Below are 15,959 nucleotides of genomic sequence, written 5' to 3' on the forward strand. Positions count from 1 at the left end.
ACGAAGTATATACGAAGGCACTCCTACTCCTCTGCATTCTGTCGTCATTAATGTGGCATCGCTAAGATTATAATACTCGGCGATTATTTGCAAATGAAAATAAGAAATTGTCGATGGTGTGAGTTATGAAAAGTCTTGAAGAACTCTACAAACGAGCCCTTGAACTCAAGTCGAAGGGAATGTCAGATAAGGAAATATCGACTGAGCTGCATTTATCAGTGAATACCGTTACTTGGCTTCTTGGAAAGGAATTCCTCCAGGAAGGCAGGGTCCAGGACGTTAGAATTGGGTGGAGGAGTGTGGGCGTCTATGGCAGCAGGATGCAGTCCATTGCGGAAATAATGGCAGACATCATCGAGGAGGAGGCTGCTACAAATGATTTTGAGTATGACTCAATCCTAGGAATATCCATCAATGGTATTCCTTATGCCACTCTTGCATCAACTCTCCTTGACAAGGAACTCATAGTATACAGGCCACACCCTTCAAGGCAGGAGGGATTTTTCAGCAGCAATTTCGCCAGGGTCAAGGGAAAGAAGGTTGTCATAGTGGATGATGTAACTGACACCGGTGAAACGCTTAAGAGGACCATAATGGATGTTCAGGGTCAGGGTGGGAAGGTTGTCCTTGGAATTGTACTTGCTTCCAAACTCAATACCGATGAGCTCCTGGGCATAAAAATCAGATCTCTCTTCAGAGCGACGCTTGTGGGAAATCAATAGGTAAGATAATGCACTGGGCAGATGTTATTGCCTCGAAGCTAAGTGGCAAGCAACTTGTGTCAACCGGGATCTCCCCTTCAGGTCCAATACACGTTGGAAATATGCGTGAAATCCTGACTGGCGACGCCATATTCAAGGCATCCTTGACGGCAGGACTGGATGCACGCTTCATATATCTGTGTGACGACATCGACCCGCTCAGGAAGATCTATCCATTCCTTCCGCAATCCTATGCGGAACACGTTGGGAAACCGCTATACCAGATACCTGCACCAGATGGCGAGGGTACATATTCCGAATATTTTCTGAAGCCATTCGTGGACACTCTAGACAAGATTAATATCAGGGTGGATGTAATAAGAACTCATGATCTCTACGCCACCGGAGTGTTTGCGGCTGCAACTGATATGGTCATAAAGCATAAGGAAGAAGTAGGAAGAATCCTTTCGGAAGTTTCTGGCAGGGAGCTTGAAGAGAACTGGTTTCCCTACAACCCTATATGCAAGGGATGTGGCAGGCTGAAGGGCCCGATTGTTGACGGTTATGAAAACCCATATATAAGTTACCACTGCACGTGTGGATACAGTGGCAAATCGGACATCCGTAAGGATGATGGAAAATTGCCCTGGAGGATCGAGTGGCCTGCAAAGTGGTTTGCCCTGAATGTTACGGTTGAGCCGTTCGGGAAGGATCACGGGGCACCCGGGGGGTCATATGACACCGGAAAGCGCATAGCGGAAGAGGTATTGGGGCATCCGGCACCAGTGCCATTGATCTATGAGCGCATATTGCTTAAGGGGAAAGGGGCAATGCATTCATCGACTGGCATCGCTATAGCGGCATCTGAGATGATGAAATTTTCACCACCAGAAATATTGCGTTTCCTAATTATGCGCAATAATCCTGGCAGGCACATTACTTTCGATCCACAGCTCGGGATCCTGAATCTGATCGATGAGTTTGAAAAATACGAACGGGCTTACTTTGGGCAGGATACTGTTTCGGACGAGGATTTTAGGAGGGTTTATGAATTATCCACAGTTTCCGGCGAAGTGAAGCAACCCGAAACCATTGGATATCGGCACCTCCTAACGCTTATACAGATTTACAGGAAAGACGAGGAACTGCTGAAAGCCCTTAAGAGAAATGGATATCCGAACGACATTATAGGAAAAAGAATGAAACAGAGGATTGTGACGCTGAACAACTGGCTCGATACTTATGCTCCTGATGAAATCAAGTTCAGATTGCAGCCCGTGGATACTAAGGTCAAGTTGGATGAAACTCAGAAGGGAGTACTGAAGGACTTTTCGGAGAAGATGGACGGTGTTTCGTGGGAGCCGGAATCACTCCACAATCTCGTATATGAGATAATAAGTGAGCGTAAAGTGAAGCCGCAAGATGGATTCAGTTCCTTTTACAAAATACTCATCAATAAGGAGAGGGGACCTAGGCTTGGATACTTTTTATCGAATCTTGAAAAGGATTTTGTAAGGAAACGGATTGAGAGATCCCTCACGTACTGAATTCTTTCAACTCTCAAAGAAAGATGGGTTCCATGAAATGCTTCGTCTTTGTTTCCAGGGCATGCGTGTTTTCCAACACAATTTCTCGCAGGTTGACCAAAGGAAATTAGAATAGCAAGATGTGATATGCAGAGAATATCGCGTTTCGATGGAAGCAGCCGTTGGGAGATGAGACCATACGGGGAAGTGAAGGAACGATTCGGATGCATTTCCAAAATATATGCTGCGGATAGGCCTTTTACGGACCCAGAGATTCATTAAAATCGAATTAAAAAAAAATGTTGAATGGGTTTACTGCTCCTTCCAGTTAAATTTCCATATAGACAGGACGAAGATTACCAACGCTACAGCAAGACTCACGGCAAGATCGAACCAGGCAGAGGAGTAATTACTGTATATAGTGACGGAGTTCAGACCGTCTATTATGTAATAAAGCGGCAGCACATGAGCAACAGTCTGAAGCCAAGAAGGCATGATGGATATGGGGAAGAAAGTTCCTGCAAGGAACATCATCGGAAACGTGATTATATTCCCGACAACAGAGGCTCCCTCCTCCGTCTTCGCAATTGCGCCTGCAAGTATTCCCAGGCACGTGAACATGAACACCCCAATGACGATGAACGCGGCTACAAACAGGTTGATTGCCATACTTGCATTGAAGACAAAAGTGCCAATTGCAACAATTTCAACAGCGGATAGAGCAGACACCACCAGGTACCAAGCAAATTTAGAAAGAAACCACTCTGACTTCGTAAGGGGTGTTAGGGAAAGCTGCCGGAAGATCTTGTCTCTCTTGTATGAACTGACAACATATGTCATTGAGAACATGGGCGAGATAAGGACAACGAATCCGATGAGGCCTGGCATAAGGAAGTCCACATAACTCGCTGACCTGGACGTTAACGAAGTGTTGGTCATAAGTGTTATGGCATCTGTCTTGTTCGTAATTTTGTTGTTCATAAGCTGAATCGCAACGCCGATTGCTTGCTGGACAGCACCGCTGGTCGAGACTGCCGGATTATCATAGAGAATCAACCTGGCATGATTCGTGGACAAATTCTGACTGAAGCCCGCGGGAACAACGAGCGCCGCTGAAATAGAATTCTGGGAAATGTATGTGTGTATGTCAACATCCGATGAAACCATGTGGACGTTCACAACCTGAGTTTGGTTGAGCAGGGACAAAAATTCAGACACGTTCTGGTTGTTAGTACCCTGATTCTGCACATACAAGGGGACCTGTGAACTTGATGTTCCTGAAAATATCGAACCAAATATCAACATCAGTATTACAGGAAATATGAATACAAAAAATACAGCAGACCCACTCCTTATATAATTCTTTGAATATATTTTCAGGTCAGCAGCCACATTCTTTGGTTTCATGTTAATCCTGATCCTCCTTTACAAGGTTGACAAATATGTCTTCAAGTGTGTCTTCTTTAAGGGAAAGCCGAGCTAAGTCAATCCCTTTCTTCTCAGCATATGAGAGCACATTGATGAGATCGTGGTTGTTATTCATGGGAATAACAAGATCACCACCAGAAACAGTCAGTTTAAGATTCAGATCGTTCTTCAGGTAATCTGCAAGGCCGGCGGTGTTTGGGATATGTAACGTTCTTCCGCTTCCCATTTTCCTTATTATCTCGTCCGGGCTTCCCTCCACTACCATCTTACCATGGTCCAAGATGCCGACCCTGTCAGCAAGCATTTCCGCCTCTTCTAGGTAATGTGTGGTCAATATGACAGTTCTTTGTTCAGATCTGAGTTTCTTAATAAGGTCCCATATCTTCCTTCTAGCCTGAGGATCGAGCCCTGTCGTTGGTTCATCAAGGAAGACAATCTGAGGATCATTAACTAGGGACAGGCATATACCAACTTTCTGTTTCTGGCCTCCGGAAAGGTCCGTGAAATGGACGTTCCCAGAATCCTCTAGTTCAACAAGTTTCAACAACTCCTCAGCCCTGTTAGGAACACCAAACAGTGAGCAGAAATATGAAATGGCTTCCCTGGGAGTAATTCGATCCATAAACCGGAAATCCTGAGGCATTATCCCAACAGCTTTGTGCAGGAGTGATGCGCTCTGTCGGGGATCCAGTCCAAGCACTGATATTCTCCCAATATCCGCTTCCCTAATACCCTCCAGTATTTCTACGGTTGTGGTTTTGCCCGCTCCGTTTGGTCCAAGTAAACTATACACCTCTCCTTTAAAAACATTGAATGTGAGGCCATCAACTGCCTTGATTCTCCCATATTTTTTATGTAGATCCTCCACGGCAATGGCTACTTCCCTCATTATTCGTGATTATTATAGAGTAATATATATTCCTTTGTTCTCCCATTCAGCAGGCGTGAGTTTGGGGAAGATTTGTATCATCTTGTAATATACAAAATCATCTCACCAGCGAGTTCATGAGAGTAACGGTATTACTGTACCCACGTAAATGAGTATTTTTAAGAATAGCGCTGGCGCTTTTCAGATGCAATATGGGTCAATAATCAATTGAGGGTAAATGGGACTGTCAGAAAAAAATGTTCTCAGATGCGGATTGTTTTCTTAAGGAACTTCTGGCCTTTCGAAATTGACAATGACATTTTTCAGACATTCCTTGGCACGTGGATACCTCCAGTGTGTGCTGAGGAATAGATCGATACCATTGCACTTGGTATCAGCTTTCTATAAGAAGTATAGGCGGGATTCTTATGGGTATGTTAACTATGTGATGGTCATTCGCACTGAGTGGAATAATTATTGTGAAGGTGGCGGTATTCTCCGTCATGTTCAGGGAATACTACGACCTTGGCCTATGGGCGTGCAATCAACCGCTTGAGGGTAATGCTGGGATTGCAGTTTATAAAGAAATATACAGGGTCAGACTCACGTTATGGAACGTCTTGAAAAAGCCTTCAACCAGACTCCTGGAAAAGCTTGGGTTTACGCTGGGGGAACCTCCGGCAACGCGTCATGTTCAGGAACGAATATTTCGATCAGCTATATTACGGCCTACTGGCGAAGGAGTTTAACAAAGAGATCTGAAGAACTGAACGCCTGCAATGAGCCCATATAACTTAAGGCCTGGACGAAGGAGAGAATGCGTCACAACTTCTTTGGGTCACAACACCTATGGTGCTTTTAACATAAAAAGATCTGAAAGATTGGCGAACAAGGTCTATATCTGGAAAAGGATGATGAAGTAATGTGAAAAAGTCGGAAACCAACACATATCTGCCCTTTCTGGATTACCAAATCTACTTTTTTCCGAACGACTCCATGGCCTTCTCAAGTATGGTCGATCTTTCAGGTTTCACCACGAGAAAGTGACTTTTTTCAGGGTTTGTAGGTTTTAGTATTTTTGCAATCTGTTTCGTCTCCGGGTCAAATTCGATAAGCCCAAGTGGCAGAGAACCTTTTGCAAGTGCTACGATCCAGAGTGACTCATCTTTCTCGCCAGCAAGTGTAGGGCTGTAAGAAATTACATGACCCCCATATACGAACAACGTTGAGATCTGCTTCATGCCGAGGGAAAAACTGTTTGCCGCCACCATGAGCAGGTCTTCGACTGATCCATAAACTTCAAATTCAAACTTCATGGCTCAAATAGCGCGAACACACATAAGAACCTTTCAGAAATGCTCTTGACATAACCGTTACTGGGCGCGGTCATAGTTGTCAGGGCACAATTGCGTAGGCGAGCGCTATGTTATCTCCCAGCTCCACAATTTGGACACTTTGTTTCGACTTCGTCATAAAGGCTTCCACAGTATCTGCATCTGATCTTGATCACCTGTCTCTCTATGGTCTGCGTTGATGATGCCTGAGGAACACCTTGAGGCGGTGAACTCAGGTTTATGTTCACTCCATACCCTTGCCCCGGTTGCTGTACGGAAGGATGCAGCATTCCAACCTCACTTTTGGCCTTAAGTATTTGATTTAACCAGACATTTGGATCAGAGACCGTAAACATGGAATCATGCCCTGAGTGAGTTATCTTGAACGAAATGGGCTTACCGAAGCGTTTGGTTATAACGTCTGCCTTCATGATCTCTGTCAATGGTGTGACGAAAACAATGATCTCATTTTTCTTATCTTTTCCAATGAGATGTTTCTCAATCGTGACCTTTTCTAGCACAAGTCTCTTATTCGTGAGGATAAGCGTACCGGCTTTCCTCTTGTCATCATCCAAAACAACACTGTGTTCCTGATAAACACTTCTTTCGTCGCCGTCGAACAACATCTTAGTTCACCTCTATAAGATATAAAATCTACTTAAAATATATCAGACGTTTCTATATGAATTTTCTCAAGAGATTTAAGCCTCTACATCGAATTCCAATTTTAAACCATTTTAACCTTGAAGAAGTTTTAATCAAAATTATTAATAGCTTAAAAGTATAGTCACGCATAAGCTTAGATTAGAACGCTGGCTCTATGGTCCAGCAAGCGGTGAAGGTAATGTATCTGGCGGTGTCGTTTTCCAACTTAATTTGTGATACTTTTTACGCTGGTAATCGTATTTACATACCAATTCAGTCACATTTTATTTGCCATGCAGGGGAGGTATGAAATTGGTGTCAGAGGGACCGGAGTGCGATCAGGCCCTTTTTGGATGGGTGGAAAAAAAGGGACAGCTGGGCCATCAGTTGATATCGACTAGTTCAGGTGTTACGGGAGAGGAAATATCGTACTTGCAGAGATGGAATCTTCCAGTCTCCATAAGCAATGTGAAATTCAAGGAGGGTATCAGGTTCTTTCAGATTGGTGCTGGCCGGTACTGTCTAAATCTGGTAAAGAATATTGGCAAGGATCTGCAGGGGAGAGAAGGCGCCTTAATGAGCCATTTCATAATTCTGGACAGAGAGGCTCTTCACTCCATCAAGGGGGATTTTGCCTCCATGGATAGTGTGCTGCTACACTCGGTGAGCAGCCTCAAGGACCTCGAAAAATTGAGAACCAAGGATGGAGACTTCTACCAGCTGCCAAAGGTCAGATTCAAGCCATCCCAAGATGGGGGTAAGGACGCGGGCGCCAACACTCTCAAGAATGAATTGACTCTGACCTCGCTTACTGACATTTTTTACGCGATGATCATTAACCTGGTCTTCCCCCGAATACGCCTCCTGGTTGTTACCGAAGGACCTGAATCAAAGTATGAACTTATCTGGACCCTGCTCCGCCTTTTTCCGATGGATCTGAGATACATTTCACACTCAACCTCGCTATACAATGTTAGAGATGACTTGTCGTTTTCAATATCTCTGGTATCTTCTGCCAGCCAGGAAGAGTTTGACGGTTACAGCATTGTTTCACTTGATGGCACTTTTACGCATATTCCAAGCAAAAATGAGGCCGCGGCCCTTCTTTCAAATTATGTGGCGTCCCTGGTGTTCTCAGGAAAGCACGCAGAAATCTCAGCATATCAAAATAATTTTACAAGGATTGATCGGGAGATAGCGGCCCCTCACAGGCTCTTCCTTTCTCTTTCAGATTCCTTTCTGAGTAGCAATGCGGCGTTACTGGACAAGATCAAAGTGGCGCTGGAAGCTTCAGAAATTGAACTTCAGAGGGAGGGGAAATACCTAAGGCTGCTAAAAAGCCTTTTTTCAAGCCTGGATTCGAATGGAGATGGTTTTCGAATTGTTTCCGCCTTCTACGCTGATAGGATTAGGAGTTTGCAGGGTTCTCCAGATGCCAGGAAAAAGGTCTCAGAGCGTATGCTGGATCTGATGCTTCTTTCAGGAACTGGTGTTGATTATCTGACCGTGGTTCTGAAAGATCTGCTGAATACACTGAAGAGTGATGCGGCGTTGGATCTAGCCAGATGCACCGTGGAAAGGATCATGGCTGTCGACCTATCCGTTGAAGATTTCAGCAAGGTGATCTCGACAAGCGAGATCATGATGAAGACATTTATTAGTATAGTCCGAGACGGTAAACTGCCAAAGGGTGGAATCAAGACCCTTGCGATGATACTGGAGAATGCCGAACAGGAGAAGGTTCTCTGGCAGTATCTGAACGGGTTCCTGGACGATAAGCCGGGGTTGGAGAAAATCATTGAGTTTATCAATGCTGTTTTCAATAGCGAAGTGATGGAAGTACTGGGACATGATCGGGTCGTAAAGATCCTGAAGCGGATGCCAAAAGTTGCAAAGGGCTTAGATCCGAAGGGGGCAAGAGAGGTTATGAGTTCAATACTCCGATTGATACATGTGGAGCCACTCAGTAAATTTCTGTCACAATCGCAGTTGATCGATATGGAATTCGTTTTGGCTGAAAAAGGGGTCATCGAGGATGATAATAGGAACACGCTAACAGAAGGCAGAAAAATATGAAAGAATCATCAAGCAATGTGGACTTGAAGAAAGTTATCTCCGGGCTGAAAGTAGACGTGAAGAAGATCGCCGGTGACAGAAATGCTTCAGTACTTACAAGGAAAAATGTACTTTATAACCTGTCAAGGTTAAGATCTGCCGAGAACCCACACTCCAAGAAAGAGGTGGCAGTTGGACAGATCCTTGTAGTGCTGAAAATACTTTCCGAAGTTCCGGAGGTGCCGATAAATAAGAAGGTATCATACAGGTCACTCCAAGAAAAGCTGAACACAATCCTAAGGGATATGAGTGCCAGCCCCCAGCTGACAGAGATCCAGAATGCACTACTTGGAGGAACTGAAGCTGAAAAGCTTGAAGCATCTGAAAACCTGCTCCAGTTATCGTCTTCATGGAAACCTGGCGTAATAAACATGATTCCGGCCGCCTACAGCAACATAGACACGGGGAACACCATACTGAAGAGGAACCTCGCTGGCTTTTTCTATTATATCTCCTCAAACAATCCTTCGTTGATTGAAAAATACAAACTGGACTTTTCCGAATTTGTCCGCGACAGCGATCCTACCGTAAGGGGTATCTCACTGTTAATTTGCTTGAAAACCAGAGACCAGAGGCTTCTGGAAGGGGCGTACGATATGCTCCAGGATAATTCCTCTGCTGATCTTTCCTGCCTCAATCTCCCTCCCCAGACGATACACTTTGAAATCACTGATATGGTAACAAAAGTTTCAAACATAGCTAGAGAGGTCGTTTCTGTTCTTGGGAATGATAAAACATCGGGAATGAATCTGCTAAAGAGATCATTCATTGTGATCCCGGCCTCGAAAGCAAAAAGAAACATGCCGGCAGAGATTACTGTCAGGGCAGATCCCGTGATTGACCTTACCAACATAGAGATTGATTTATCGGGTTTAGTGACACATTTCGGAGTGGATATCCCGACTCTCTCTATAGGGACGATAAAGGCACATGAATTGCGTGAAATAACCTTGAGGGTTGTTCCAATGGAAACTGGCTGGGTAAAATCCAATATCGTAATTACGAACGCGAAGGTATCCCAGGAGTTTCCGTTTGAAATCTTCATTGAGGAGTCGCAGGCTGGCATAAGGCAGGACAGGAACAGGAATACAGATCACATTCCTGGCGATGGCGAGGCGACCAATGGGAGCTACGCGCCTTCACAGAACATGGGGACTGCAATGGGAACCGGTCCTGAAACCCAGGGAAAATACAACAATGAAATATGCAGAAAGAATCTCGAGATACTGGAAATGGACATCGAAACTAGGGAAGGCTCCAAGATAGCTATCTCCCTAAAATCCATTCTTCCTTGTGTGGCAGGAAATAGAGAATTCTATGACCAGATAGCGGAGGTAATTGACAACATCAACGCACTTTCAATGTTCTCAACAAGCATAGATGACGCCAGATACAATATGTTGAAGGAACTCCTGCGTACCGCGAGAAGTGTAATGGAATCTCAATGATATCAATCTAGATGTCTGCGCAACGCTAGGTAATTTACAGAAAGATATAGTCATGAATTCTCACAGACCAGAGAATATGGGTGGCAGGAATTTCTTTCGCAAACCTTTATTTATCTCTTTTGTCTGATTATGTGAGATTCAATGCCCCCAATGTTTGGAAAGAGCGAAGAAGAAAAGAGAGCAGAGGCAAAGAGTAAAATAAGAGGCTATCAGAGTTCAATAGGAAGGTATCTGAGGGATTTCGAGAACCTGAGGACGCAGTCCATAAGCGCGGCACGGAAAGCACTTGCTGAGAAAGACATTGCAGCCGCAAGAAATGCTGCCAGAAACGTTCTCAGGAATGAACTCTTCATAAAGTACCTCAAAAGTTTCAACCTGTTCATCACAAACCTTGGAATTACCATGGAGTATGTTTTCATGGAAAGAAAAGCTCACCAGACCCTCACGCAGGCCAACAAGGACCTTAAGGTAAACATGCTGAAGGATGAACAGGCAAACCAGATACAGGAATCCATTGATAGCATTCTCGATACAACCAAGGATCTGGAGGACAGGGCGAACCTGCAACTTGATTCTCTGGACCAATCTCTGAGCAGTTTTGCCAATCAGCGAGCAGACGAAGTAGCAACTACACTCGAAAATATTGCTGTGGGAGGACAGAGAAAGTCTTCCGAGTCTCCGGTAAGTGGCGGTGATTCAGATGCGGCACTGGACGCCCTACTGGAAAGAATTTCCAGGGAAGGCGAGGCTACTACAAAGTAGTTGCAAGTGATTGTCTGTGGCTGAGTTTGCAGACCAGGGATTAATATGACAGAAGCAGGTATCCAGAAAGTCAAACTATACCTTATGCAGGGCCTTCAGTCAGAAGTAGCAGGGAAACTTGAGGATGCCAGGGAAAGTTACCTCAATGCCAAAGTAGCGCTGGAAAATAGCGGGGCAAAGGATACCGTGGAAGAAAAGAGAAAGAAGCAGATAGGGACCCTTGCCAGCGCCATAGAGCGTATTGACAAGAGGCTGGCTGAACAGTCATCTAATGAAGGATCCACTGAGGGGCAGAGGATACTTAAGGAAATAGGTATAGATCCGGTCAGAAATAGCGGCGTGAAGCTATCTGACGTAATTGGGCTTGAGGATGTGAAGAGGGAAATCTTCCTCAGAGTCATATATCCAATGAAATTCAGGGAACTTTCTGAGGAATACAATGTAGCTGCTGGTGGAGGGATACTGCTTTACGGCCCTCCGGGCAATGGGAAAACGTTCATCGCAAAGGCGGTGGCATCGGAAATGGACGCCTACTTTATCTACGTGAACCCATCAACCGTCTACAGCCAGTGGTTTGGCAACTTCGAGAAAAACATAACCGCAATATTCAGGGCTGCAGCCCTTCTCGAACCCTCCATAATCTTCTTCGATGAGATAGATGCCATGGTACCGAGCAGGGAAAGGGCGGATTCCGATGTAGTGAGGAGAGGCGTATCGCAGTTCCTGAATGAACTCGGCGGTTTCAGCTCAAAGCCATCAAGGAACGTTTTCATAATGGGAGCAACGAATATACCATGGAATATAGATTCTGCCCTTACCAGGCCAGGCAGATTTGACAGGTTGATATATGTCCCTCCCCCGGACCGATCACAGAGGGCTGAACTTTTCAGGTCGAGAATAGCCTCAATCAGGAATACAGAAAGGATTGAAACGCTTACGCTGGCTGAGAGAACCGATGGTTATAGCGCTGCAGATATAGACTACATCTGCAGGAGGGCAGCGGAGGAGGTATTCCTCAAGGCAGTCAGCGGGAAGGAGAAACGCCCGGTAAGCATGGAAGATTTTGAGTCTGCAATCAGTTCAGTTAAACCCTCAGTCGGGAGATCTGTGATAGAAAGGTATGAACAGTTCTCCAGGCAAAGGTAAAAACCGCATTTACTGACTAGCCGGGTTTCTGATCCACAAAACCCCGTAAAGGTTTTAGCATGTATAATACTTATCTTATTGGGACGTTGAGTATAGCATGGAGAGCGAATGCGGCGATATGCTGAGGGCTGCCCTGATTCTCTCAAACAGGGATACAAAGGATATATCCTCGTTGAGCGTGAGACAGAGGGTAGAAGAATTCAGCCGGATGGAAGAATATTACTCAAAATATGAGACAGGCTGTGCACGACACATGAGCTCGGACATAAGGAACAAGGATCTCGCCACTTTCAGGTTTGCGCAGTTGAAAGCTGCATACACGCTTCAAACTGAAATACTGAATGAAAGTGATGGTCAACTGGCAATGCCTGTCACCAGAAGATTTTCTAAAGATGAGTACGAGGCTTTCAGCTTGTTCGACAGGTTTTCAGCGCTGGACACGATGAAAGAGGGAGATATTGCCACTGCCCTTGTCAATAAAAATGAGCAAATATACAGGATTATAAAGGAATGGTACAACGATCAGATGGACAATTTCCTCAAACTTCTTGACCCATCTGAAGCGTCAAAAAAAATCAGCGGAATGGTCTCAGTTGCCATGCGAGACAGATATAATTCGCGTTTCCAGAAGATCAGGGCAGGCATCATTTCTTACCTTAATCAGGATCCAGGTCAGCTGAGAAAGCTGTTTTACAATTATGAAGAAATGATGCAGTCTCTATCAAAATCAGAGAGGAAGAGGCTGGATCTGGAGGAGGCAATAAGGGGTATTTTATCAGGTGAAGAAGCGGATTCCCTGTTTGATGAGTTTCTCACGCTTTCCTCGTATGTGCAGAGAAGGGATCTGGTTGGAATAGCCTCGGTGGACATCAGGGACCTCAATAAAAGAACCAGGGTACTTTTGGGCAAGATTGATTCGGCGAAAATGGAACTAGAGAGGGAAAGAGACAAGATAGACAACGATCCGGATATGCGGGCTAACAATACACTCTTAGAAAACGAGAAAGTCAGGATCAATGCCACAATAGCTATGGCCGAAACATTCAGGGAACGCCTGGTAAACGAAATTCTGAAGGGTCTTGAAGATCTCGCTGAGATCTCGGCTCAAATGGAGATAGCCAAAAAGGAGGGCAAGCTTCCAGAGGATGAATGTGTTACGCAGGCACAGGCACAGCTTCTGAAGGAACAGTTCTTTCAGGACTTAAGACGTTCGATGGTTGAAATGGCTCCATTCACAATCAGAAACCCAAACACAGGTCTTGATTTCAGGGTTAAACCAGGCGAGAGGTCTAGCGACAACTGGAGATCTGAGGATTTCGTTATTCAGGCTGGACCCGATGAACCAAAACTGTACGTCTCCGAGATGGGAATAGATTTAATGAAACATGGAATACTCTCTAACAACCATGGAATATCTGTTCGCGCTGCAGTTCTCTTTCATGAAAGGCTGAATGAGAAACATAAGGTAGACATGTATCAGGTAAATCTTTCTGACATTGCTCCGCTCTACGCAAGGCTCATTGCTGATTCGCAGCAGTCCGGATCCTTCACCTATGTCATGGTGGGTTCTCCAAACGGTTTCGCGGAAGATCTGTTACGTGGTATAACTGGTGACGGCAATGGTATCCAGATCAAGGGAAGGAGCCTTCGGATAATTCTCAGGGACCTCAAGACAGGCAAGCTTTATTACGATGTCTCTGACCCAGATTCAAAGAATTTTGCCACGATCGCTGCTGGTAGGGATTTCCAGGAAAAGCAGATCGGGCTCTTCAAGGCAAGAACTCTGGTCGAATGCGAGAAAGCTGGGGTGGTTAGGTCAGCCTTAATACAAAAGATCACTGAATCCAGTGAGGATGAAGTTATTTCAGCCTGGAAACAACTTGAAAAGGAAAAGAAAGGAAAAATCAGGAAAATAGAGGGAGAAACGGTCTTTGAAACAGCCCTCGCATGAAACACACGTTAAGTTAATTCTAAATATCTTTGATGAGATATTGCGCTGAACGCTTCACCATTTATCTATATTATTACCAACCTGGAATCAAATTAAATCCCCGTTCCTGCAGATCCATTCAGTGATCTGCTGAAAACCATAGTTTGTCTGTGGGTCATAGATGATATCTACCCTCGCACCGGGAAGTGTATCCAGTTTTGGAACAAGATCGCCGGATCCGTTCCTCTCAGTCTGTATATATGTTTTGAAAGCTGAATAGTCTTTAAAATGAGATTCCACGTAGCTCATTGTATTTCTCAGGGAAGAAAGAAGCTCGCCCGGCGATCTATCCTGTACGGCATCTGGCAGGAGGTCAGACTTTGTGAAAATGAACGCTATGGGGGATTTGATGATCTTCTTCTCGCCAACTGCTCTGTACAGATCATCCAGTATGGACGCAAATCTTACATCTTCTATAGTCCATTCCTTGTAAATGCTGCAGTCAATGATAAAAAGGTAGGCCGAACATGAGGAAAGATAGTGGAATGCTTCCCTCCTTCTCTGGGGATTGGATGAAGCCCTGGAAAATAGTTCTCCAGCCACGTCATTCATCTCAAGGTACGTGCTTTTCTTCCTGACCCCCTTCTGAGTGAAGAATCTTATAAGCATTCTGTTAGGAGACTCAACACCGGTGGCGCTCGGGAACCTCCTGTTCTTGAGAAGGTCATCCAGGAACTCTCTGTAAAATTCCTGACCGGCAAGTACTTCATAATTTACGTTCAGGTCTTTTGTTGTGTCCTTAAGGAAGTGAATAAAATAAGCGAGCATCGTGGATTTACCAGAAGCGACAGGTCCCAGTATGCCAACGGATTCTCTGTCCTCATTTCCTGTGATCTTGTAATCTGAAACACTTGCCATTGGTGCTCCGGCAGTCTGAGCATTTTGATTTCCAGGGTTTGGTGAAGGCTTTAATGGAGTATTGGAAACGCCCGCCGCGTAATTTATCAGCCTATATGATGGGCTCTGCGCGGCACCCCACAGCATGAAAAAGATCATGAATCCAATTAGAACAGCCTCGTTGTAGTTTCCGTTCTGAATCACGGCAGCGGGAATTGTGGAATAGAAAAGCACAGTAATTAGGAGCAGCATGAATATCGTGACACCGAATTCATAACGCATGGAGGACAGCACGAACTTGTCTCCAGTTCTGAATGCCCTGTTCCGCTTTCCCAGAGCATGGAACAGTAACAAGGCAGTAATAAACGACAATATGCCTGCAATATCTCTAGCAGTTATAATGGAATAGCTGCCTGCAGGTGAATATGAACTGTAAAATGGTGAAATGTAAGCCACACTGTGCAGGTGTATCATGACTAAGGGGTAATTGGGAATGGAATACCAGGGAAAAAACGGGAACAGAATTGTAAGCATAAATACAAAAGCTAGGACATAAAGTACAAAGGTAACAAAGTGTCTGAACATCTGTAATTTTTTGAATGCTTGGAGAGATTTAATGTTTTGTCTTTTCTCCGTTATGGGATCGGGACGGCAAACTTATATATCCTGCTCTTCTATTTTTTTCTAGGGCTGTTTGACATGGTGAAGTTTTCCAGAAAAAGTCAGGGATTGGAAGGAAAGAGCGAAGAGGAGATCAGGATGCGTATAAGGACGCTTGAGAACGAGAACAAATTCATCGAGGGTGAAATAGAAGAACTGAAGAAAAAGCGGGATTCTCGCTTCAAGGAGGGCCTAAACAGTTCAGAGGCTCACAGGCAGCTCCTCGCAAGGGACATACTGAACCTGGATAAGCAGATGGAAATGAAGAATGCAAGGCTTTCGGATAATCTCGATCTCATCACTGGTCTGTCCACCGTTGCAAATGCCAAGAGCCAGGACGCTTCTACTGCAAGCAACGCGATATTCGGCGAGATCGACAGGACGGATAAGGGCAAATTGATGGCCGCTATGACCAAATCAGCATACAGGAGGGAAACGAGGCGAACAAAGGTAAGAGATTTCGGGAAGATCACAGATATATCCTCGAGCATGTCGGAGC

At 44.9% G+C, this 15,959-nt stretch carries 14 protein-coding genes; 9 read left to right on the plus strand and 5 right to left on the minus strand.

From position 1 onward, the window contains the following. The first annotated feature begins 125 nt into the window (after window positions 1-125). Window positions 126-722: an orotate phosphoribosyltransferase-like protein gene (locus QW597_06420; protein ID MEM0156211.1), complete on the plus strand. Its 597-nt coding sequence runs from the start codon at window positions 126-128 to the stop codon at window positions 720-722. A gap of 8 nt (window positions 723-730) precedes the next feature. After that, window positions 731-2,248, plus strand: coding sequence for a lysine--tRNA ligase (gene lysS / locus QW597_06425; GenBank protein ID MEM0156212.1), 1,518 nt, complete (start codon window positions 731-733; stop codon window positions 2,246-2,248). Between the two features lie 291 nt (window positions 2,249-2,539). Here lysS and QW597_06430 read toward each other — a convergent pair whose 3' ends face one another. After that, window positions 2,540-3,634, minus strand: coding sequence for an ABC transporter permease (locus QW597_06430; protein MEM0156213.1), 1,095 nt, complete (start codon window positions 3,632-3,634; stop codon window positions 2,540-2,542). A 1-nt stretch (window position 3,635) separates the two neighbouring features. Next, the gene (locus QW597_06435; GenBank protein MEM0156214.1) at window positions 3,636-4,544 is read right to left on the minus strand and encodes an ABC transporter ATP-binding protein; all 909 of its coding nucleotides are present in this window, start codon (window positions 4,542-4,544) and stop codon (window positions 3,636-3,638) included. Window positions 4,545-5,002: 458 nt separating this feature from the next. Here QW597_06435 and QW597_06440 point away from each other — a divergent pair, with 458 nt between their 5' ends. Continuing rightward, on the plus strand, window positions 5,003-5,272 hold the full coding sequence (locus QW597_06440) for a hypothetical protein (GenBank protein MEM0156215.1): 270 nt from the start codon (window positions 5,003-5,005) through the stop codon (window positions 5,270-5,272). A gap of 225 nt (window positions 5,273-5,497) precedes the next feature. Here QW597_06440 and QW597_06445 read toward each other — a convergent pair whose 3' ends face one another. Next, on the minus strand, window positions 5,498-5,839 hold the full coding sequence (locus tag QW597_06445) for a hypothetical protein (protein ID MEM0156216.1): 342 nt from the start codon (window positions 5,837-5,839) through the stop codon (window positions 5,498-5,500). 110 nt (window positions 5,840-5,949) lie between these two features. Beyond that, on the minus strand, window positions 5,950-6,483 hold the full coding sequence (locus QW597_06450; protein MEM0156217.1) for a hypothetical protein: 534 nt from the start codon (window positions 6,481-6,483) through the stop codon (window positions 5,950-5,952). 331 nt (window positions 6,484-6,814) lie between these two features. On the opposite strand from QW597_06450, the gene QW597_06455 reads away from it, so the two are divergent. The 5 genes from QW597_06455 to QW597_06475 all read left to right on the plus strand — a co-directional run bounded on the left by QW597_06455 (window position 6,815) and on the right by QW597_06475 (window position 13,924). Next, window positions 6,815-8,578, plus strand: a complete 1,764-nt coding sequence (locus QW597_06455) for a hypothetical protein (protein ID MEM0156218.1) — start codon at window positions 6,815-6,817, stop codon at window positions 8,576-8,578. Continuing rightward, window positions 8,575-10,065 (plus strand): hypothetical protein, encoded by a 1,491-nt coding sequence (locus tag QW597_06460; protein MEM0156219.1) that lies wholly within the window; start codon window positions 8,575-8,577, stop codon window positions 10,063-10,065. The genes QW597_06455 and QW597_06460 overlap by 4 nt, the downstream gene beginning before the upstream one ends. Window positions 10,066-10,206: 141 nt before the next feature. Next, complete coding sequence (locus QW597_06465; GenBank protein ID MEM0156220.1) at window positions 10,207-10,827, plus strand: hypothetical protein; 621 nt, start codon at window positions 10,207-10,209, stop codon at window positions 10,825-10,827. Between the two features lie 45 nt (window positions 10,828-10,872). Beyond that, the gene (locus QW597_06470) at window positions 10,873-11,973 is read left to right on the plus strand and encodes an ATP-binding protein (GenBank protein MEM0156221.1); all 1,101 of its coding nucleotides are present in this window, start codon (window positions 10,873-10,875) and stop codon (window positions 11,971-11,973) included. Window positions 11,974-12,070: 97 nt separating this feature from the next. Beyond that, window positions 12,071-13,924, plus strand: coding sequence for a hypothetical protein (locus QW597_06475; protein MEM0156222.1), 1,854 nt, complete (start codon window positions 12,071-12,073; stop codon window positions 13,922-13,924). An 87-nt stretch (window positions 13,925-14,011) separates the two neighbouring features. Here QW597_06475 and QW597_06480 read toward each other — a convergent pair whose 3' ends face one another. Continuing rightward, window positions 14,012-15,385, minus strand: a complete 1,374-nt coding sequence (locus QW597_06480; GenBank protein ID MEM0156223.1) for a GTPase domain-containing protein — start codon at window positions 15,383-15,385, stop codon at window positions 14,012-14,014. Window positions 15,386-15,499: 114 nt separating this feature from the next. Between QW597_06480 and QW597_06485 the strand changes: the two genes are divergently transcribed. Further along, window positions 15,500-15,959, plus strand: a 460-nt coding sequence (locus QW597_06485; GenBank protein ID MEM0156224.1) for a hypothetical protein, incomplete at its 3' end; no start/stop codon positions are given.

The sequence above is a fragment of the Thermoplasmataceae archaeon genome (genome assembly GCA_038729425.1).
GTDB lineage: Archaea > Thermoplasmatota > Thermoplasmata > Thermoplasmatales > Thermoplasmataceae > B-DKE.